At 43.4% G+C, this 17749-nt stretch carries 18 protein-coding genes; 4 read left to right on the top strand and 14 right to left on the bottom strand.

Features of this window, described 5'->3' with window-relative positions:
- Positions 1–220 precede the first annotated feature (220 nt).
- Positions 221–586: a helix-turn-helix domain-containing protein gene (locus CSV77_RS11640; RefSeq protein WP_099632331.1), complete on the bottom strand. Its 366-nt coding sequence runs from the start codon at positions 584–586 to the stop codon at positions 221–223.
- A 391-nt stretch (positions 587–977) separates the two neighbouring features.
- On the opposite strand from CSV77_RS11640, the gene CSV77_RS11635 reads away from it, so the two are divergent.
- Positions 978–1667 (top strand): hypothetical protein, encoded by a 690-nt coding sequence (locus tag CSV77_RS11635; RefSeq protein WP_099632332.1) that lies wholly within the window; start codon positions 978–980, stop codon positions 1665–1667.
- A gap of 47 nt (positions 1668–1714) precedes the next feature.
- Here the strand turns inward: CSV77_RS11635 and CSV77_RS11630 are convergent, their stop codons facing one another.
- The gene (locus CSV77_RS11630) at positions 1715–1915 is read right to left on the bottom strand and encodes a cold-shock protein (RefSeq protein WP_085130730.1); all 201 of its coding nucleotides are present in this window, start codon (positions 1913–1915) and stop codon (positions 1715–1717) included.
- A 209-nt stretch (positions 1916–2124) separates the two neighbouring features.
- Positions 2125–2418: a DUF1033 family protein gene (locus CSV77_RS11625; protein WP_099673555.1), complete on the bottom strand. Its 294-nt coding sequence runs from the start codon at positions 2416–2418 to the stop codon at positions 2125–2127.
- 234 nt (positions 2419–2652) lie between these two features.
- Here CSV77_RS11625 and CSV77_RS11620 point away from each other — a divergent pair, with 234 nt between their 5' ends.
- Together CSV77_RS11620 and CSV77_RS11615 are read left to right on the top strand one after the other, a co-directional pair.
- The gene (locus tag CSV77_RS11620; RefSeq protein WP_099673554.1) at positions 2653–3312 is read left to right on the top strand and encodes a 5-bromo-4-chloroindolyl phosphate hydrolysis family protein; all 660 of its coding nucleotides are present in this window, start codon (positions 2653–2655) and stop codon (positions 3310–3312) included.
- Positions 3239–4492 (top strand): toxic anion resistance protein, encoded by a 1254-nt coding sequence (locus CSV77_RS11615; protein ID WP_369802763.1) that lies wholly within the window; start codon positions 3239–3241, stop codon positions 4490–4492. The genes CSV77_RS11620 and CSV77_RS11615 overlap by 74 nt, the downstream gene beginning before the upstream one ends.
- 462 nt (positions 4493–4954) lie before the next feature.
- Here the strand turns inward: CSV77_RS11615 and CSV77_RS11610 are convergent, their stop codons facing one another.
- The 4 genes from CSV77_RS11610 to CSV77_RS11595 all read right to left on the bottom strand — a co-directional run bounded on the left by CSV77_RS11610 (position 4955) and on the right by CSV77_RS11595 (position 10614).
- Positions 4955–5152: a DUF6501 family protein gene (locus CSV77_RS11610; protein WP_099632336.1), complete on the bottom strand. Its 198-nt coding sequence runs from the start codon at positions 5150–5152 to the stop codon at positions 4955–4957.
- 63 nt (positions 5153–5215) lie between these two features.
- A complete protein-coding gene (gene odhB, locus CSV77_RS11605) occupies positions 5216–6445 on the bottom strand; it encodes a 2-oxoglutarate dehydrogenase complex dihydrolipoyllysine-residue succinyltransferase (protein ID WP_099673553.1) in 1230 nt (409 codons plus the stop codon).
- A gap of 98 nt (positions 6446–6543) precedes the next feature.
- A complete protein-coding gene (locus CSV77_RS11600) occupies positions 6544–9354 on the bottom strand; it encodes a 2-oxoglutarate dehydrogenase E1 component (RefSeq protein WP_099673552.1) in 2811 nt (936 codons plus the stop codon).
- 186 nt (positions 9355–9540) lie between these two features.
- Positions 9541–10614, bottom strand: a complete 1074-nt coding sequence (locus CSV77_RS11595) for an undecaprenyldiphospho-muramoylpentapeptide beta-N-acetylglucosaminyltransferase (RefSeq protein ID WP_099673551.1) — start codon at positions 10612–10614, stop codon at positions 9541–9543.
- An 86-nt stretch (positions 10615–10700) separates the two neighbouring features.
- Here CSV77_RS11595 and CSV77_RS11590 point away from each other — a divergent pair, with 86 nt between their 5' ends.
- Positions 10701–12059, top strand: a complete 1359-nt coding sequence (locus CSV77_RS11590; protein WP_099673550.1) for an MATE family efflux transporter — start codon at positions 10701–10703, stop codon at positions 12057–12059.
- A gap of 353 nt (positions 12060–12412) precedes the next feature.
- On the opposite strand, the gene CSV77_RS11585 is transcribed toward CSV77_RS11590, so the two are convergent.
- From CSV77_RS11585 to msrA, 7 genes are all read right to left on the bottom strand, one after another.
- On the bottom strand, positions 12413–13063 hold the full coding sequence (locus CSV77_RS11585; RefSeq protein WP_099673549.1) for a CAP domain-containing protein: 651 nt from the start codon (positions 13061–13063) through the stop codon (positions 12413–12415).
- A gap of 178 nt (positions 13064–13241) precedes the next feature.
- On the bottom strand, positions 13242–14141 hold the full coding sequence (locus tag CSV77_RS11580) for a CobW family GTP-binding protein (protein WP_099673548.1): 900 nt from the start codon (positions 14139–14141) through the stop codon (positions 13242–13244).
- 64 nt (positions 14142–14205) lie between these two features.
- On the bottom strand, positions 14206–15702 hold the full coding sequence (locus CSV77_RS11575) for a lmo1851 family serine protease (protein WP_099673547.1): 1497 nt from the start codon (positions 15700–15702) through the stop codon (positions 14206–14208).
- A 75-nt stretch (positions 15703–15777) separates the two neighbouring features.
- On the bottom strand, positions 15778–16482 hold the full coding sequence (gene deoD, locus CSV77_RS11570) for a purine-nucleoside phosphorylase (RefSeq protein WP_099629990.1): 705 nt from the start codon (positions 16480–16482) through the stop codon (positions 15778–15780).
- Between the two features lie 77 nt (positions 16483–16559).
- Positions 16560–16784, bottom strand: coding sequence for a YozE family protein (locus tag CSV77_RS11565; RefSeq protein WP_099673546.1), 225 nt, complete (start codon positions 16782–16784; stop codon positions 16560–16562).
- A 15-nt stretch (positions 16785–16799) separates the two neighbouring features.
- Positions 16800–17225: a peptide-methionine (R)-S-oxide reductase MsrB gene (gene msrB / locus CSV77_RS11560; protein ID WP_099673545.1), complete on the bottom strand. Its 426-nt coding sequence runs from the start codon at positions 17223–17225 to the stop codon at positions 16800–16802.
- Positions 17222–17707: a peptide-methionine (S)-S-oxide reductase MsrA gene (gene msrA / locus CSV77_RS11555; protein WP_233212235.1), complete on the bottom strand. Its 486-nt coding sequence runs from the start codon at positions 17705–17707 to the stop codon at positions 17222–17224. Before msrA ends, msrB begins: the two co-directional genes overlap by 4 nt.
- Between the last annotated feature and the right edge of the window lie 42 nt (positions 17708–17749).

Genomic DNA, 17749 nt, shown 5'->3' with positions numbered 1-17749 from the left:
TTAAGGTAAACAATCGTTCAGTCACATTCATCCGCCCCCACATCTTTTTATTCATTATAAACAAAAGTACCCTATAGGATAGACTTTTTTCAAAGTGTCTATCTTATAGGGTACATTTTATATGCTTCTAGGGGACTTTTTTGCGTTTGACGTCAACAAGTCATACATGTATGTGTACACTATTGAATCGTAAAAACAACGGTCAACGCCAGCGCCTTTTTCACTTTCTCTTTTGCGAATAATTGTCTTGCAGTGCTCTATTAAGTAATGAGATCGATCGATCAATCTCGAACTTTATCGTATCTTTGTAGGCTTTTACTTTTTCCTGGTCACCTATGCGGTAGATATAAAGTGTCTGCATCTCCGTCCCCTGCTTATGGACCGGATGTCTAACGATAAGACCATCGTTGAGTAGATCATGTAGAGACTTGTATACTTCAGACTTAGTCGGTCGATAACCAAGATCTCTGAAATGATCTAAAAGGTCATCTAATATTTGTAAGCCATACAAGTTCCCTTCTTCTGCCTTATTGAGCATGTAGAGCTTTAAAAAGGCTCTCTGACGAATTACAAATGTACTCTTCATTGCTCTTCCCCTCCTTAATTACTGTACGTGTGTTATCTATAGTATACCAAAAAATGAGATGCGAGGATTATTGTAGTAGGAAGGATTATTTGGAACCAGGTTTTACTAGAACTATTCAATATGTTTATAGATGGAGTTGTTTGGTTATTCGTAAAAAAATCGTATACTTCGAGTTTTGATTTTTCTAATATTAAAAAACGGTTAGAAGAAAAATAGACTTCCCTATTAAAATAATTTACTGGTTAGATAGTGAATTAAATGGACAAGATGTTTGGGTATTCAGCTACACGCATCGGAGTAATTTACGTATCGTTTACCCTACTTTTTTTATTCCACATGAATAGCTTCCACCAGTAAGGGAATAACACAAAGTAAAAGGAGGTTTTTCATTATGAAACGCAATCTATGGTTTTTAACGATTGCATTGCTTCTCGTGCTCGTCGGATGCTCAAACAAGCCTGCTACGTCCATTGATGGTAAGACTGACTCTGCTAAGACAAATCAAGAAGGAAAGAACGGTGATACCTCAGAACAACATGACAACAAGGATGCGAATCTGACCGATGTAGCCTTACTTGATTACTTTCTCCCGGACGGTTCAAGCGCGCATTATAAAGGTGTCGGCAATGAATTTGCCGAGCTAGACATCACCGTTGCAAGGCCTGCGCAAGACTTTGTCGTAATTCATGAAAACAACGGTGGTGCATTCGTTCAAAAAGTGTATAAACTCAATGGAGATGAAATCCAAGTATTGCAGGAAGAACATATTGAATTGGACGCAGCAGTTCCACCGACGGAAGAGCTAGAGTCCATGAAGCCAATCCGGACCTATTTGAAAGGTCCTATTGAAGTAGGTACAACTTTTGATGACTGGAAGATTGTGGAGATGAACGCTTCAGTGGAAACCCCCTATCAGCAATTTGAAGATGCGGTCGTGATCGAGCAAGTAGGAAAAGACTTTGTGAATAGGATCTATCTCGTGAAGAATTTTGGAGAAGTTAAACGTGAATCGATGATGTCGATGGAAGGTGAAGAGGAATTTGTCGTTACATCGAGTCTAGAAACGGTAACACAACCGTAATTTACTGCAAACGAAAAGGCGCCGCAATGGGCGCCTTTTCTAGTGGTTTAGATTTTAACAACGTTAGCTGCTTGTAGACCACGGTTTCCTTCGACAACTTCAAATTCAACCTGTTGACCTTCGTCAAGAGATTTGAATCCGTCGCCTTGGATTGCTGAGAAGTGTACAAAGATGTCTTCTTCTCCGTCAACTTCGATAAAACCGAAGCCCTTTTCTGAGTTAAACCATTTCACTGTACCTTGTTTCATTCGATTACCTCCAAAAAAATATAAATACTTTAATACACGAACCTTAGCATACAAAAAAATTCACGTATTACAAAAGTTGCCGACGTCGCCGATCCCTTTTGTAATAGGTGAATCACTTAGCATACGGTCGTTCAATTAATTTACTTACGTTTAGTATAACATATTGGGCTTCTTTGTCAATTAATAAAAAGCGCATTTACTGAATGTTCTTACGATATGTTTGGTTCCCCGTCTAACAACACGATAATTCCGTGATACAACTGCAAATCTCCTTCACAACCATTGCAATAGTATTTTTCAGATGTGGACCAAAATGCATGGAAGCAGCCTTTGCGTATTTCATAATGTTCAAAACACGGTTCCATCTTCCCGATCTGTTCTTTAACATATGCTTCTGTATCAATTTTATTCGTAAATGTTTTGGATGAGACACAGTAGTCTCTCCACTCTTCAAACATCCACCACGGCTCAAAGTCCGCCTTCATGTATACCACTTCATACATTCAGTAAGCACTCCTTTACCTTGCGCAATGCAGGAATGATATTCATTCTAGCAAATTCAACTCGCTAATCAAAGTAAATTGATTCTTGTTGCGTAATATATGAGTTTTCGACCATTTTCGGCTATAATTGAGGTAGGCTCCAGTAACCTTACTGTCTGCACGATAAATGAAACCTTTTCGTCGTTAATCCGTAAGTATTATATAGAGTCAGAATGGAAGGCGGCCTAAAACATCATGAATAATTTAAAAAACTTCTTCACACGACATGCACTAATGGCTCCGACTAGTTTCCTAACATGGGTAATCCTAATTGGCGGTACAAGCACGAACTTTTTCATAGGCTCCGCAATCGGGATCGCACTGTATGCTGGAGGCAACGTAGCGATTAAAGAACTGCAGTTACGCTCTACATTAAAAAAATTCGGGATGGCACGCTCTGAATATAAACATATTGAACAACAACTGAATGAATCTAAACGAAAGCTAAAACAGCTCGGAAATATGTACGGACAAGTCCGTTCAATCCAAGCATTCAGACAAGTATACGATATGTCTTCAATGGCTCGACGCATCATCAAGATCGTCCAGTCCAACCCGAGAAAATTTTACCAAGTCGAAAGCTTTTTCTACGCCCATCTTGATTCCGTTGTAGAATTAACATCGAAGTACAGCCTACTCGTTAATCAACCATTAAAAGACCAAGATATCAAAGTCGCATTACAACATACCCGCGAAACATTATCTGATTTGAGTCTCGAAATGGAACGAGATCTACGTAACGCCGTATCAACTGATTTAGAACAGCTTCGAATGGAAATTGATTACGTCGATATTACACTCAAAAGAGACAAACCGTTGCTTCAATCGAAAGGGGAACATTCTAATGACAGATAAAAACGTACTACAAGAAAAATCGGTGGACGACTTGCTTGGTAATCCATTCGATATGGATGCTAGCCTGCTTCCAAAAGAAATGGAGAATTCGCTGTCCGACACAGCGGCACCCGCTAAATTGATTGACCGATTAACACCCGAAGAACAAGATAAAGCACGTCAATTGGCTTCACAGATTCCTGTCGGTAATTACGAGGCCGTCATTTCCTACGGTGCCAATGCACAAAATGAACTATCCAACTTCTCTCACAAAATGCTCGATCATGTTCAAGGCAAAGATATCGGACCTGTCGGTGATGTATTGAATGAATTAATGGCCAAGCTATCTGAAATCGATACAGATGATCTATCAGATAAAAAGAAATCAGGTCTAAGCCGTTTATTTAACAAGGCTACTCGCCCGATCAAAGAAATCATGACGAAATACGAAAAACTCGGCACACAAGTCGATAAAATAAGCGTTCAACTGGAGCATTCCAAACGTGGTTTAATGGAAGACGTTCGTATGTTGGACAATTTGTATGAACAAAACAAAACCTACTTTCAAGCATTGAATGTCTATATTGCCGCTGCAGAATTAAAGATTGATGAAATCAATAGTACAATCATTCCAGAACTGCATAAAAAAGCACAGCAAGCAGATGATCAAATGATGGTTCAAGAAGTTAACGACATGGCACAATTTGTGGACCGTTTAGAAAAACGCTTATACGACTTGCAACTATCCCGTCAAATCACCATTCAGAGTGCGCCACAGATCCGTATGATTCAACAAACGAACCAAACGTTGGCTGAGAAAATCCAGGCATCCATCATGACAGCCATCCCGCTGTGGAAGAACCAGATTGCGATTGCCCTAACACTCAACCGTCAGCAAAAAGCCGTGGAGTCACAAAAGCTCGTCACAAAGACAACGAACGATTTGTTGCTTCGTAATTCCGAGATGTTGAAAGTGAATAGTATCGAAACAGCCAGAGAGAATGAAAAAGGTATTATAGAAATCGATACATTGAAAACGACACAGGAGAACTTGATTCAGACGATTGAAGAAACCTTGCTAATCCAAGCAGATGGACGCGCAAAACGCAAAGCTGCTGAGACCGAGATCGCGAGAATGGAACAAGAACTCAAGACCCGTTTACTCGCCGTATATGAAGAGTCACAAAACCGTCCCTCATAAGAGAGACGGTTTTTTTGTTGGTGTAAATGCAAGTTCGAAACGATACGCGTGATGTTGGGCTATGAGCGGTTGCGAGGTCTCTATGATCGCTTGTGCAGTGGCTATGAGCGACTGGAAACCCGAATAGAGCGGATCAGAGATGTCATAGAGCACATAACAATGTTCTAAGAGCACTTGAGCAGATCAATGAGCGGCACCGCGATTGCCCCCACTAACTCCTCACGAATTGAACATCAGAACACAACAAAAATTTGATCGTAAGTGCAAGGCGACTTGAGGAGGATCATGCCCGACAGGTGAGACAACTAAAGGAACGCAGTGACTAGTTGGCTCAACACGGGTCCTCCTGAACGCGTACGCCTGGAACGTCGATCAACGATGCCATCGCCTTTCCCATCTCTTCACTCTCCAATAAAAAGAAGAGACGATTCAATTAAGAACCGTCTCCCCTTCACTATCTATTCACTCAAAATACGTCTTATAATATCCGCCGACCTTGCCTGAATTGTCTACGACAAAGATAAACTCTTCCGTTTCATTCTTCACTTCATAGGTCTTCCCCACTGTCAGCATATTACTTACCAAATACTTCGCTGCATCGGTATGGGTACACGTCACCGTCTTCAACGTAGGTTCATCCAACCATTGTAAATATGACATAAAATCTCTCCTTCCCTAAATAAAAGCGACCCGCTGATTAGCGGGTCGCTTGGTGTGTGTTAATTAAGAACCTAGTAGAAGGTCTTCAGGGTTTTCAAGCAACTCTTTAACCATCTTCAAGAATCCTACTGAATCTTTACCATCAATTACACGGTGATCGTAAGAAAGTGCAACATACATCATTGGGCGAATTTCAATATTGTCCCCAATAGCTACTGGACGCTTCTGAATTGTATGCATACCCAAGATTCCTACTTGTGTACCGTTAAGGATTGGAGTAGACAATAGTGAACCAAATACTCCACCGTTTGTAATGGTGAATGAACCGCCTGTCATATCAGCCATTGTCAACTTATTATCGCGGGCTTTTTTCGCAAGTTCTCCGATAGACGCTTCGATTTCAGCAAAGCTCTTACGGTCTGCATCGACTACGTTTGGTACAACTAGTCCACCGTCAGTAGATACTGCGATACCGATATCGAAGTAGTTCTTCAACAGAATTTCATCGCCATCGATTTCAGAGTTAACATATGGATATTTCTTCAATGCTGCTACGACTGCTTTCGTGAAGAATGACATGAAGCCTAGACGTACATCGTTTTGCTCGAAGAACTGATCTTTTTTGCGTGAACGAAGTTCCATCATTTTCGACATATCGATTTCATTGAAAGTCGTCAACATGGCTGTGGATTGTCTTACTTCAAGCAAACGCTTAGCGATTGTTTGACGACGACGAGTCATTTTCTGACGCGTAATACGGCCGTCATCCTTTGCTTCTGCTTTAGCAGCTGGTGCCGCAGGAGCTTTAGGTGCTGGAGCGTTGTTGTGAGCAGATACATCTTGCGCGCGGACGCGACCCATTGGATCAACTGGTGATACGTCTGCAAGATTGATACCTTTTTCACGAGCAAGCTTGCGTGCTGCTGGGCTTGCAATAGTGCGGTCTGAAGAAGATGTTTCTTCCGTTGCAGCCGCTGCTGGAGCTGGTGTTTCTTCTTTTTGTGCTGGTGCTGGTGTTGCTTCAGTTGCTTGTGGAGCTTGTTGTGCCGGTGCACCTGAACCTTCACCTACAATCGCGATTACTTGGCCAACTTCAACTGTGTCGCCTTCTGCAGCCAATAGTTCGGATAACACGCCTGCTTCTTCCGAAATGACTTCGACGTTCACTTTATCTGTTTCCAATTCAACGATGAATTCACCTTTATCTACGTTTTCACCGGGTTGTTTTAACCATTTTGCAATTGTACCTTCTGTAATTGATTCTGCTAGTTCAGGTACTCTGATCTCTGCCACAATAAATTCCTCCTCGTAGGTATACCGTTTTTCTAACGGGTAAGCTACTTTGTATAAGTAGTTTTACATGTAATGGTAAAGCTTACGTACTCGTTATATCACTTTTTCAAGGCTTCTTCAATGATGCGATTTTGTTCTTTTTTATGAGAAGCACCGTCACCTTCAGAAGGACTTGAACGCTTAATACGTCCTACATAAGAAATGTCCTTACCGTCAGCTAATTTTTCTAGGTATGGATAAGCGAACGACCATGTACCCATGTTCTTCGGTTCTTCTTGTACCCATACTAAATCTTTCGCTTTCGGGTATCGTGCAACGATTTCTTTAATTTTGTCGGATGGGAATGGATATAGCTGCTCTACACGTACAACGTGCAAGTAGTCAAATCCTTTGCCGTCTTTGATCTTCTCAGCCAGGTCAATTGCCATCTTCCCGCTTGCAAACAAGATCTTTTTCACTTTTTCAGGTTTTGTTCCTGTGCCAGGTTGTTCAAGAACAGTCTTGAAGTGACCTTCCGTCAAGTCTTCAACGTCTGCTCCAACGAGTGGGTGACGAAGTAATGACTTAGGTGTAGCAATCACTAACGGACGTTCTGCTTCGCTGCCGAGAATCTTCGACTGACGACGTAGTACGTGGAAGTAGTTTGCTGCACTGGAGATATTCGCAACCGTCCAGTTGTTTTCCCCACATAGCTGTAGATAACGCTCAATACGTGAACTGGAGTGTTCTGGACCTTGTCCTTCAAATGCGTGTGGCAACAATAGCACTAGGCCGGATTGCTGGCCCCACTTCGAATAACTTGAAGATACGAACTGGTCGAACATGACTTGTGCCATGTTGGAGAAGTCTCCGTATTGCGCTTCCCAGATCGACATCGTTTTGTCTTCTTCCAAGTTATAACCGAATTCATATCCTACGATTCCTGCTTCAGACAATGGGCTGTTATACGCCACGAATGATGCATTAGATCCACTGATATGATGCAATGGAACAAGTTCTTCACCTGTTTTTTCATCATGTAAGACTAAGTGACGCTGTGCAAATGTACCGCGTTGGATATCTTGTCCAGACATACGGATTGGCTTACCGTCTTGAATGATTGAACCGAATGCCAATTGCTCAGCATGTGCCCAGTCAATTTTCCCTTTACCTTTAAATGGCTCTAGGCGACGCTTCAAGATTTTATCCAATTTGTTAAAGACTGTAAATTCAGCTGGATACGTCAATAGCTCATCGTTCATTTGGCGAAGGCGTTCTTCCGCTACCCCTGTTTCGAGATCACGTGGAAGTCCGGCTAGTACCACTTCTGGAGTTTCATTAGAAACTTCAGGTGCGTCTGCTGATTGTTCTTTTACGTGATCGTACGCTTCTTGCATAGTGGCAATTACCGACTTGTCCATTTCCTTCACTTCTTCGTCTGTCAAGAGATTTTGCTCTACTAGACGCTGTCCGTAAATTTCACGAACTGTTGGATGTTTATGGATTTCGTGGTACATCACTGGATTCGTCACTAGTGGCTCATCCATTTCATTGTGCCCATAACGACGGTAACCAATCAAGTCGATTAGAACGTCTTTACCGAACGCTTGGCGATATTCGAATGCCAATTGTGCAACAGCTAGTACTTCTTCTGGGTGATCTGCATTCACGTGGAATACAGGCACTTCAAAGCCTTTTGCTGGATCAGATGCATAGTGTGTAGAACGGGAATCATAATATTCCGTCGTGAAGCCAATCGTGTTATTGGCGATGACGTGAACCGATCCGCCTGTTCTGAAACCGCGAACGCGAGAGTAGTTGAATGATTCCGGAACGATACCTTGTCCTGGGAAAGCAGCATCGCCGTGTACTAAAATCGCGTACGCTTTATTTGTATCTTGTTGTGGAATACCTGGGTTATCCGTGTTTTCCTGTGCAGCACGAGTCTGACCAGTAATCACTGGGTTTACCACTTCTAAGTGAGATGGGTTGTACGCGAGGAAGCGATTCATCCCAGATTTCCCTTTATGAAGTGCGCCCATATGGTATTTCACGTCGCCGAACCAACCGCGAGTTACTTCAAGAGATCCGTCTTTTGGCAAGAACGGTGAAGCTGGTACGCCAGCGAATTCTGCAAACATCATTTCGTATGGTTTATTTAAGTTGTGCGTTAATACATTCAGACGTCCACGGTGAGCCATGCCGATTAGCACTTTTTCCATTTTCGCTTCTTCGGAACGACGCATTAATTCATCGATTAAGACGACTAATGTATCCACCCCTTCGATAGAGAAACGTTTTGCTCCAACAAATGTACGGTGAATGAATTTTTCGAAACCTTCAATTTCCGTCAAACGCTTAAGAAGTTGTTTTTTCTCGTCTCCTTGCATTTTTGACTGTACGTCACCGTTTTCAATTTTTGATTGAATCCAGTTACGCTCTGTTTCATCGATCAAATGAGAAAATTCATATGCAATGGAGCCCGTATAAAGAGACTTCAAGTAATTCATTGCATCTAATCCATTTTCAACTGTCGCTGGAACATTTTTCAAGAACAAAGTTGCTGGTAATCCGACCAGATCGCTTTCTGTCAATCCATGATATGACAGTTCAAGACGGGATGTATCTTTAGGTCGATCGTTTAATGGATAAATGTCTGCTGCAAGATGCCCATAAGAACGAATAGCTTCAAGTAAAGAATAAACGGCAAGAACTTTACGCAAATCCGTTTGAGAACCTTGCGCTACGACTGCCTCTTGACCTGACTCATCCATCTGAGGCGCACCAAAATTCCTGAATAGCTCTGCTAAATCAGGATCTACTGCGTCTTGATCTGTTTTAAACAGATCGTACATTTCCATTACATACCCAAGGTTTGGACCCGAAAAATTAGAATACGGGGAACGATGGGAATCCACATTGTTCGACATGTAATATAACCTCCACATTTGCCTATTGGCTTGTTGTGTTTATTTTCACTACTTCTATACAATAATAGCACGCAAACATTAGAACTGAAAGGGATTAATCCTAATATGCGTAGTTTTCTGCAAAGTACTTGGAAATCCATTGAAAATTGCAGAAAACGACGTCAGTCAAGTACTCCGCGTACATTCTCATTTTTGGAACGACAAAATCAATTCCGCCATCTTTTCAGGTGTCTTCGGTTCTGTCGACTTTTCAATATTCGACAACAATCGAGCTTTTTCCTTCACAAGTTCATCAAATTGGTCTATAACGGACTGCACTTCGAATTGTTCTTCTTCTATTTGCAATGCCAGCCCTTTAGAAGCGAAATACTCCGCATTCAATATTTGATCGCCACGGCTTTTTGACGCTGCAAGCGGAACAAGCAACATCGGTTTATGGATCGCCAATAATTCGAATATTGCATTTGAACCCGCACGCGAGACAGCATAATCAGCAGCTGCAAGCAGATCAGGCAATGCATCGGTCACATATTCATACTGTACGTACCCCGCCACTGAAAGTCCTTCCACCACATTCCCTTTACCACATAAATGAATGATCTGATATTTCTCAAGTAACGCGGGTAATTCCTTGCGCACCACTTCATTCAACACGGCGGAGCCTTGACTACCTCCCATAATAATGAATACCGGTTTTTCGGAATTCAGTCCCGTCTTGCGCAAGCCTTCTTGCCGACTGCCCATAAATAGCTCGGGACGAATGATCGGACCCGTACACATTGATTTCGCTTCAGGCACGTACTGCAACGTCTGTTCGAAGACCGTAAATATTTGCGAAGCAAACGGCAATGCCAATTTATTCGCTAGACCTGGCGTGACGTCCGACTCATGTACGACGACCGGCACGTTCGCAAGCTTAGCTGCCATTACGACGGGCACTGAAACGAACCCACCTTTAGAGAAAATAATTTCCGGTTTCACTTTGCGAAGTATAGAGAGCGCCTGTAGTGTCCCGGCACCCACACGGAATGGATCCGTAAAATTCTTCAGCGAGAAATAGCGCCGTAACTTTCCACTTTGAATTGCATGATATACCACTTCAGGATGGCCATCCGCGATCAGTTCCTTTTCGATTCCTTCGTGCGAGCCAATATAATGCACACTATACCCTTTACCCAAAAAAACGGGAATTAACGCCTGATTGACGGATACGTGTCCTGCTGTACCGCCACCTGTAAATACGACTACCGGTTGCTTCATTCATTCCATCCTTCCTTATGCGTTGTCTACTATATTTCATGCTACAATAGTCAAAGTGAAAAAAATTAGTAGAGGAAATCAAAACTATGACTACTGCAACGAAACCTTTGCAACAAAAAACATCTATTTTCATTAAGATTATGATTCCCATTGTCATCACGCAAGTCGCACTTTATTTGATGTCGTTCTTCGATATCCTCATGACGGGACGCTATGATACGTTTCACTTAGCGGGCGTGACCATCGGCAGTTCCTTCTGGATACCGGTCTATACCGGCCTTTCTGGAATTCTGATGGGCCTTACCCCTATTATCGCACAGCAAATCGGTGCGAAGAATAAAAAGGATGTCCGTCCTACTGTCCAGCAAGCATTATACGTATCTCTCGCTCTTTCGGCAATCATTTTCGTATTGATCCATTGGGTCGTGTTACCCGCCATTACTAGAATGCCGCTAGATTTGCCGGTTATTGAAGTAGCATCCGCCTACTTGACCGGTATGAGCATCGGATTAGTTCCACTCATGGCCTATACCGTATTACGCTCATTCTTTGACGCACTTGGCGCAACCCGTGTTTCCATGTTCATCATTCTGTTATCCGCACCGATCAATATTGTATTGAACTATCTATTGATTTTCGGTAATTTCGGTTTTCCCGAACTGGGTGGTGCAGGTGCAGGATATGCATCCGGCTTTACGTACTGGCTCGTGTTCCTCATCGCGGTGCTCATCGCCTGGTCATCTCGCCACTTTAAGGAATATACGCTGTTTAGTAGTTGGCAAAGAATCTCTTTGCGCAAATGGAAAGAAATTTTACTTATCGGTGTGCCAATCGGTCTATCCATTTTTGTCGAGACGAGTATCTTCTCCGTTGTGACATTATTGATGAGCAGCTATACCGCACAAGTCATCTCGGCTCACCAGATTGCGCTTAATTTCACGTCTCTCCTGTATATGGTGCCGTTGAGCGTCTCAATGGGTACAACGATATTAGTCGGGCAGTCGATTGGTGCGAAAAAAGCTAAAGATGCACGGGAATATACATATCTCGGCATAGCGTTCGCGGTTGCATTTAGTTTCTTATCCATATTCATTTTACTGATGTTTCGTGAGTCGATTGCTTCTATGTATACGACGGACACAGCAATTATTACACTGGCCGTGCATTTCTTCCTCTACGCTGCACTATTCCAGTTATCGGATGCTGTGCAAGCGCCGATCCAAGGTGCATTGCGTGGTTATAAAGACGTAACGATGACGTTCCTAGTCGGCGTCGTGTCGTTCTGGCTCATTGGGTTGCCTACTGGATTCGCACTTGCACGCTATAGCGAACTCGGCGCATATGGCTACTGGGTTGGTCTCATTGTCGGTTTGGCAGTGGGTGCAGTGATTCTTTCGTTTAGATTACGTTATATACAGAATAAGTATCGTGAAGTTAAATCATGACTAAATAATAAGAGACCGATGGAGTTTTTATTCCATTGGTCTTTTTCGTTGTAGTATACATTGTCATTACGGAGAACTAGTGAGAACGGTGCGAGTTTCGCTCATTCATTCGTCCAGGCGCTCATGGTTCATGCGTATCTGCTCTATCGTCACCGCCAACCGCTCTATCAGGATCCAAAAGCGCTCATACTTTACGTCAAGCGCTCTGTACTACTTCGTAACCGCTCTATTGCCAAAGCTTCTCTAGTAATCTTGATCTATCTCTCGAACTCACACTACGAAAAAAAACAAAGTCTCAAACTCTCCTCATTAAAAAAAGATCAATGGACATATATCCATTGACCTTCAAATTTTTATTTCTGTATAAACTGCTGCGTCCAATAGTGGCCGTTCGCATCATACCCAATACCGATATGCGTGAACTCGGGCGTCAAGATATTCTGACGGTGTCCAGCTGAATTCATCCAAGCTGTTACGACATCATGTGCGCTACGCTGACCCATTGCGATATTCTCGGCTGCCGAACGGTATGTAACGCCGTTTTGCTTCATTTGATCAAACGGTGAACCGTATGTAGGACTCGTATGAGAGAAATAGTTGTTTGTTGCCATATCCGCTGATTTCTGCTTTGCGGATTTCTGCAAGGCTGCATCGATCTGCAACGGCTTGAGTCCTGCCTTCGTACGTTCCGCATTCGTCAAATCGAGTACGGCTTGCTCTGTAGCGGACACATTCGCTGTTTGTTGCTGTGTCGGCTTGTCTGTTTGTGGCTTTTTCACTGGTTCGTTTGGTTGAGTTGGTTGTTGTAGTGTTGGTTGTGCTACCGGTTTGCTCGGTTGTTGTGGCTTCTGATAGTTACTCCAGTAATACGAGTACACCTGCTGATTTGCGACGGCACAATTATACGTCTGTGTTTGCACCTGATTTGTCGTGCTTGCCTCTGCTGCATGAGTAGGCAATAAAATAGCTGAGCTTAATAAGATGAGTGATAAAGGTTTTTTCATCTTGGTCCCTCCTTTTCTACGTGACCTAGCATAACGTAAAAGAATAGGAGAGATTCTGGTCATTCCTACCAATTTGTCCAATGAACTCTACAAAGCTATGGAATGAGAGTTTAAGAGTGATTTAATTGGCAACCTTATCCAATGGAGAACACTATTAACAATAGATCGCTATTGACAACTAGTTTTTGGGCAAGTACTCGATGTCAGTAAGTTGCTCCCCAATGATTACCAACTTGGACGGCAATTGCATATATTCCGGTATCCAGTTGACCATACCATACGCATATTGGAATAAATGGGCGTACCGGGAACCTTCTAGTTGGATATAGCCTTTCATGCGATAGACGCTATCCGGTAATGTCCGCACCCAGTCTTCAAAATGTTCTTGGTTGATCGGTGTATCAAACGACAACACTTTTGATGCAAGTGGCAAACCACCCCCTGTAGAGACCGGCTGTTTCGGTACCGCCGCTTTGACCATTTTCTCGACATAGTGGAAGTCGACTTTCGCGTTCACTGTCTGCACGAGCGGTGCATAGCTATTAAATTGTGTCACTTGCATCGTCACGAAGGCCAATTGAGTATCTGTCAGCAAATCCGTTTTATTGAGTACCATGAAGTGTGCGTGGCGGACTTGTTCGAGGAATAAAGACTGAATCCGCGGCGACAGCTTGTCACGGTCGATCCAGCGCTTCGCATCGACTACAGTAACGATTCCCTTGACGTCTAGCTTCTCCGCGAACAACGGTGAGTAGACAGCGTCTAACGCTTCTACGGGGTGAGCCGCACCCGTTGTTTCAATGAACAACACGTCAATTTCCGGATAATCCGCTAGCAAGCCTTGTAATTGGGCTTCCGTAGATTCCGCACCCGTACAACATATACAGCCATTTAGTAATTCTTTTAACGGAACTTCTCCCGCCTCCTCGACGATTTGACTGTCGATATTCAGTTCGCCAAATTCATTCATCAATACAGCGGGTTGTCTACCAGATTCCTTTACTTGGTCAACCAAATTTACGAGTAACGATGTCTTGCCGCTTCCGAGAAAGCCGCTGAGTAAATATACATCTATCATTTAACTATCATCCTTTTCCATAGAGAACACGCGCCCAACGATTGCTGGACGCGTGGATCTTTGATTATGAATTGATTTCTTTTAACACGACTTCTTTCGCTTTCAGTAATTGCGGGTCATCTTCTTTCATCTTGTCCCGTAATTTCTGCATTAAGCCAACCGTTGTATCACCAGTCAAAATGCCTGTCTGCTCCAGCGATAGATCTTTCTGCAACGTTTTAACAGCTTCTGCTGTATCCTCGTCATAGAGACCATCTGTTTCTCCTGGATCATAGCCTACTGCTTCTAACATCTCTTCCGCAGCTTGTACAGAAGGAGAAACGAGACCTACGTCCATCTTTTCAGATGAATCGAGGAAAGGCAGTGATGCATAGGAAGGGTATGGTACTACAATATTGGGTTCAATCCCTTTTTTATGGATCCAATTGCCGTCCGGTGTTAACCATTTCGCTGTCGTCAATTTCAAGTTGGAGCCGTCCGGTAATTGAGTAGGTGTTTGAACCGTCCCTTTACCGAATGTCTTGACACCGACAATCGGAATGCCTGCAGATTCTTTTAACGCACCCGCTAAGATCTCAGACGCGGACGCACTGCCTTCATCTACGATCAATGCGACTGGAACCGTTACTTTTTGTCCGTTAGACGAAGGATACGCTTCCGGTGCCTTACCTTTTTCTTCAGTTTGGAATAACACCTTGCCGTTCGGGACGAACAAGTCGGAAATATCGATTGCCCCGCTTAAGATGCCACCTGGATTTTGACGCACGTCAATCAATACGCCTTCCATCCCTTTATCGGTCATTTCATTTAGCGCTTCGAGTAATTCTTCGTACGTATGTTCCGAGAACGATGTGATGTTAATATGTGCGATGTTGTCGTCGAGCATTTCTGCATAGACTGTATTGATCGGAATCACGTCACGAACGATCTTCACGTCAAACGGATCAGAGTTCTTACCACGTCGTACAGATAATGTGACCGTCGACCCTTTTTCTCCACGGATCAGCAATACCGCTTCTGATGAAGACAAACCTTGTATGCTTTCCCCGTCTACCGAGAGTACGGTATCATTCGGTAACAAGCCAGCTTTTTCAGCAGGAGAGTTTTTGATCGGTGAAACAATACTAATATAGCCGTTTGACTCTTGAATTTCCGCACCAATTCCTTCAAAACTTGAAGATATGCTTTCATTCAATTGCTTGGCTTCTTTTTCATTTAGATAATCAGAGTACGGATCGCCTAATGAATCAACCATTCCGTTGATCGCACCGTCAATGACGACTTGATCGTCTACGTCGTCAAAGTAACTTTCTTTCAGTTGATCATATGCCTCATACAGTTTCTTGAACTCTTTTCGTTCCATACCTACTTGATTCGGTTTGACGACTTCTACTACTTTTTCGTCTCCGACTGTCAGTGCAACGACGGTAACGGCGGCTGTCGCCAGCACAAGGAAAAAAATGAGCATGATCAGAGAAAACGGTTTGAGCCGAATATAGCGAGTAGGTTTCGGCGCTTCCGTTTCGGATTCCCCGTTCTCATGCGAATCGTTTTCGTTCATTGTCTTCCCTACCTTCCATATCCCTGCAAAAGACCGCTGCCAAGAGCGGTCTTTTGTAGGTTTCTATCTATTCTATTATTCAGCAATTGCTGCGTCTAGCGCGACTTCGATCATTTCATTAAATGTCGTTTGACGCTCTTCAGGAGTAGTAATTTCTCCTGTTAGGATGTGGTCACTTACTGTCAGAACAGCGAGTGCTTGTCGGCCATAACGAGCAGCTAGCGTATAGAGTGCCGCTGCTTCCATTTCCACGGCCAATACACCATGACGCGCTAATTTTTCATGCTGTGCGTCTTCATTATAGAAGAAGTCTTCTGTGTAGACGTTTCCGACTTGTAAATGCAAGCCTTTTTCTTTTCCTGCATTGTACGCTTTCGTCAATAAATCAAAATTCGCAATCGGTGCAAAGCGAATCGGACCGAATGTTACGTCGTTTAATGAGGAGTTGGTTGTTGCACCTTGTGCCAGGATGACGTCACGCACTTTCACGTCTTTTTGAATCGCGCCACATGTTCCAACACGGATCAATTTCTGAACGCCAAATTCTTGCATTAACTCTGTTACATAGATAGAAATAGACGGCACACCCATGCCTGTACCTTGTACGGAAATACGTTTGCCTTTGTATGTTCCTGTAAAGCCAAACATGTTCCGCACTTCGTTGTACTGTACGACGTCTTCTAAAAATGTTTCCGCGATATATTTCGCGCGCAATGGATCTCCTGGAAGTAGAACCGTTTCTGCGATATCGCCTGGTTTTGCATCAATATGTATACTCATCTTTTTTCAGCCTCATTTCACTAATTTGTTTTTATCATACAGTGAATAATGGCGAGATGCAATGAAACCCTCGCCAGTTATCTGCTGCAAAGTTCTTGATAGATAGCGTATATTTCATCAAACGTAGTGGAACGTAAATGATCATCCGCCATGTCCTCTACGTAACGAGATAATGAATCGAAATCCTCTTCCTCTTTCGGGAAACCGGCATCGAGAAACATCCTATCTGCAAACAACGCCTTTTCATCGTCTTGATCACCGCCACGGTAACGTAGCGCGAAATGGTAAAAGGATCGATCCATCGTCGTCACCTTCCTTCACTCAAATAACCCCTTGTATTCTTCATAGCCTTCTTTTTCTAGATCACGCACCGGAACGAAACGTAATGCAGCGGAGTTGATGCAATAACGCAAGCCGCCTTGCTCTGCTGGTCCGTCTGGGAAGACATGTCCTAAGTGAGAATCCGCTGTCTTACTGCGTACTTCTGTGCGGCGCATGCCGTGAGTTGTATCAAAATGCTCAGTAACTTCCACAGCTTCAATTGGCCTCGTGAAGCTTGGCCATCCACAACCTGCATCGTATTTATCATTTGAACTAAATAACGGCTTGCCTGACACGATGTCTACATAGATTCCGTCTTCATAGTGTGCGTCATATTCATTACGAAATGGTGGTTCTGTACCATTTTCTTGCGTCACATGATACTGCATCTCTGTTAATTCAGTACGTAAGTCTTTTTTCATGAACGATCCCCCCAATTCTTTTCGATAAATCCTGCGCGTCCTGATCCGACAGTGTAACGCGCATAATGGTCTGGGTTCTTCTCGTAATACCGCTGGTGATATTCTTCAGCAGGATAGAACACGTCCGCTGGGAAGATATCTGTCACGATGGATGCGCTAAACTTGCCGCTATCTTGCAGAGCTTGCTTCGAACGTTCTGCCGCTTGCCGTTGCTCGTCCGAGTGTGTGTAGATTGCTGACTTATACGATTCACCACGGTCATGGAACTGACCCCCTGCATCAGTAGGGTCTATCACTTGCCAGAAAATATTCAATAATTGTTCGTAACGAATGACACGGTCGTCGAATTCAATCTCTACAGCTTCCCGGTGACCGGTTGTATTGGTACAAACTTCTTTGTAAGTTGGATTGACAGTATGTCCGCCAGTATAGCCACTCGTAACCGAATGTACTCCATCGTACTGGTCGAATGGCTTTACCATACACCAGAAGCACCCGCCTGCGAAAGTTGCGTATTGTATTGC

Source organism: Sporosarcina sp. P16b, assembly GCF_002743065.1.
Lineage (GTDB): Bacteria > Bacillota > Bacilli > Bacillales_A > Planococcaceae > Sporosarcina.
Note: the sequence above shows the minus strand (reverse complement) of the source record. Positions and strands in the feature narration are given on the sequence as shown.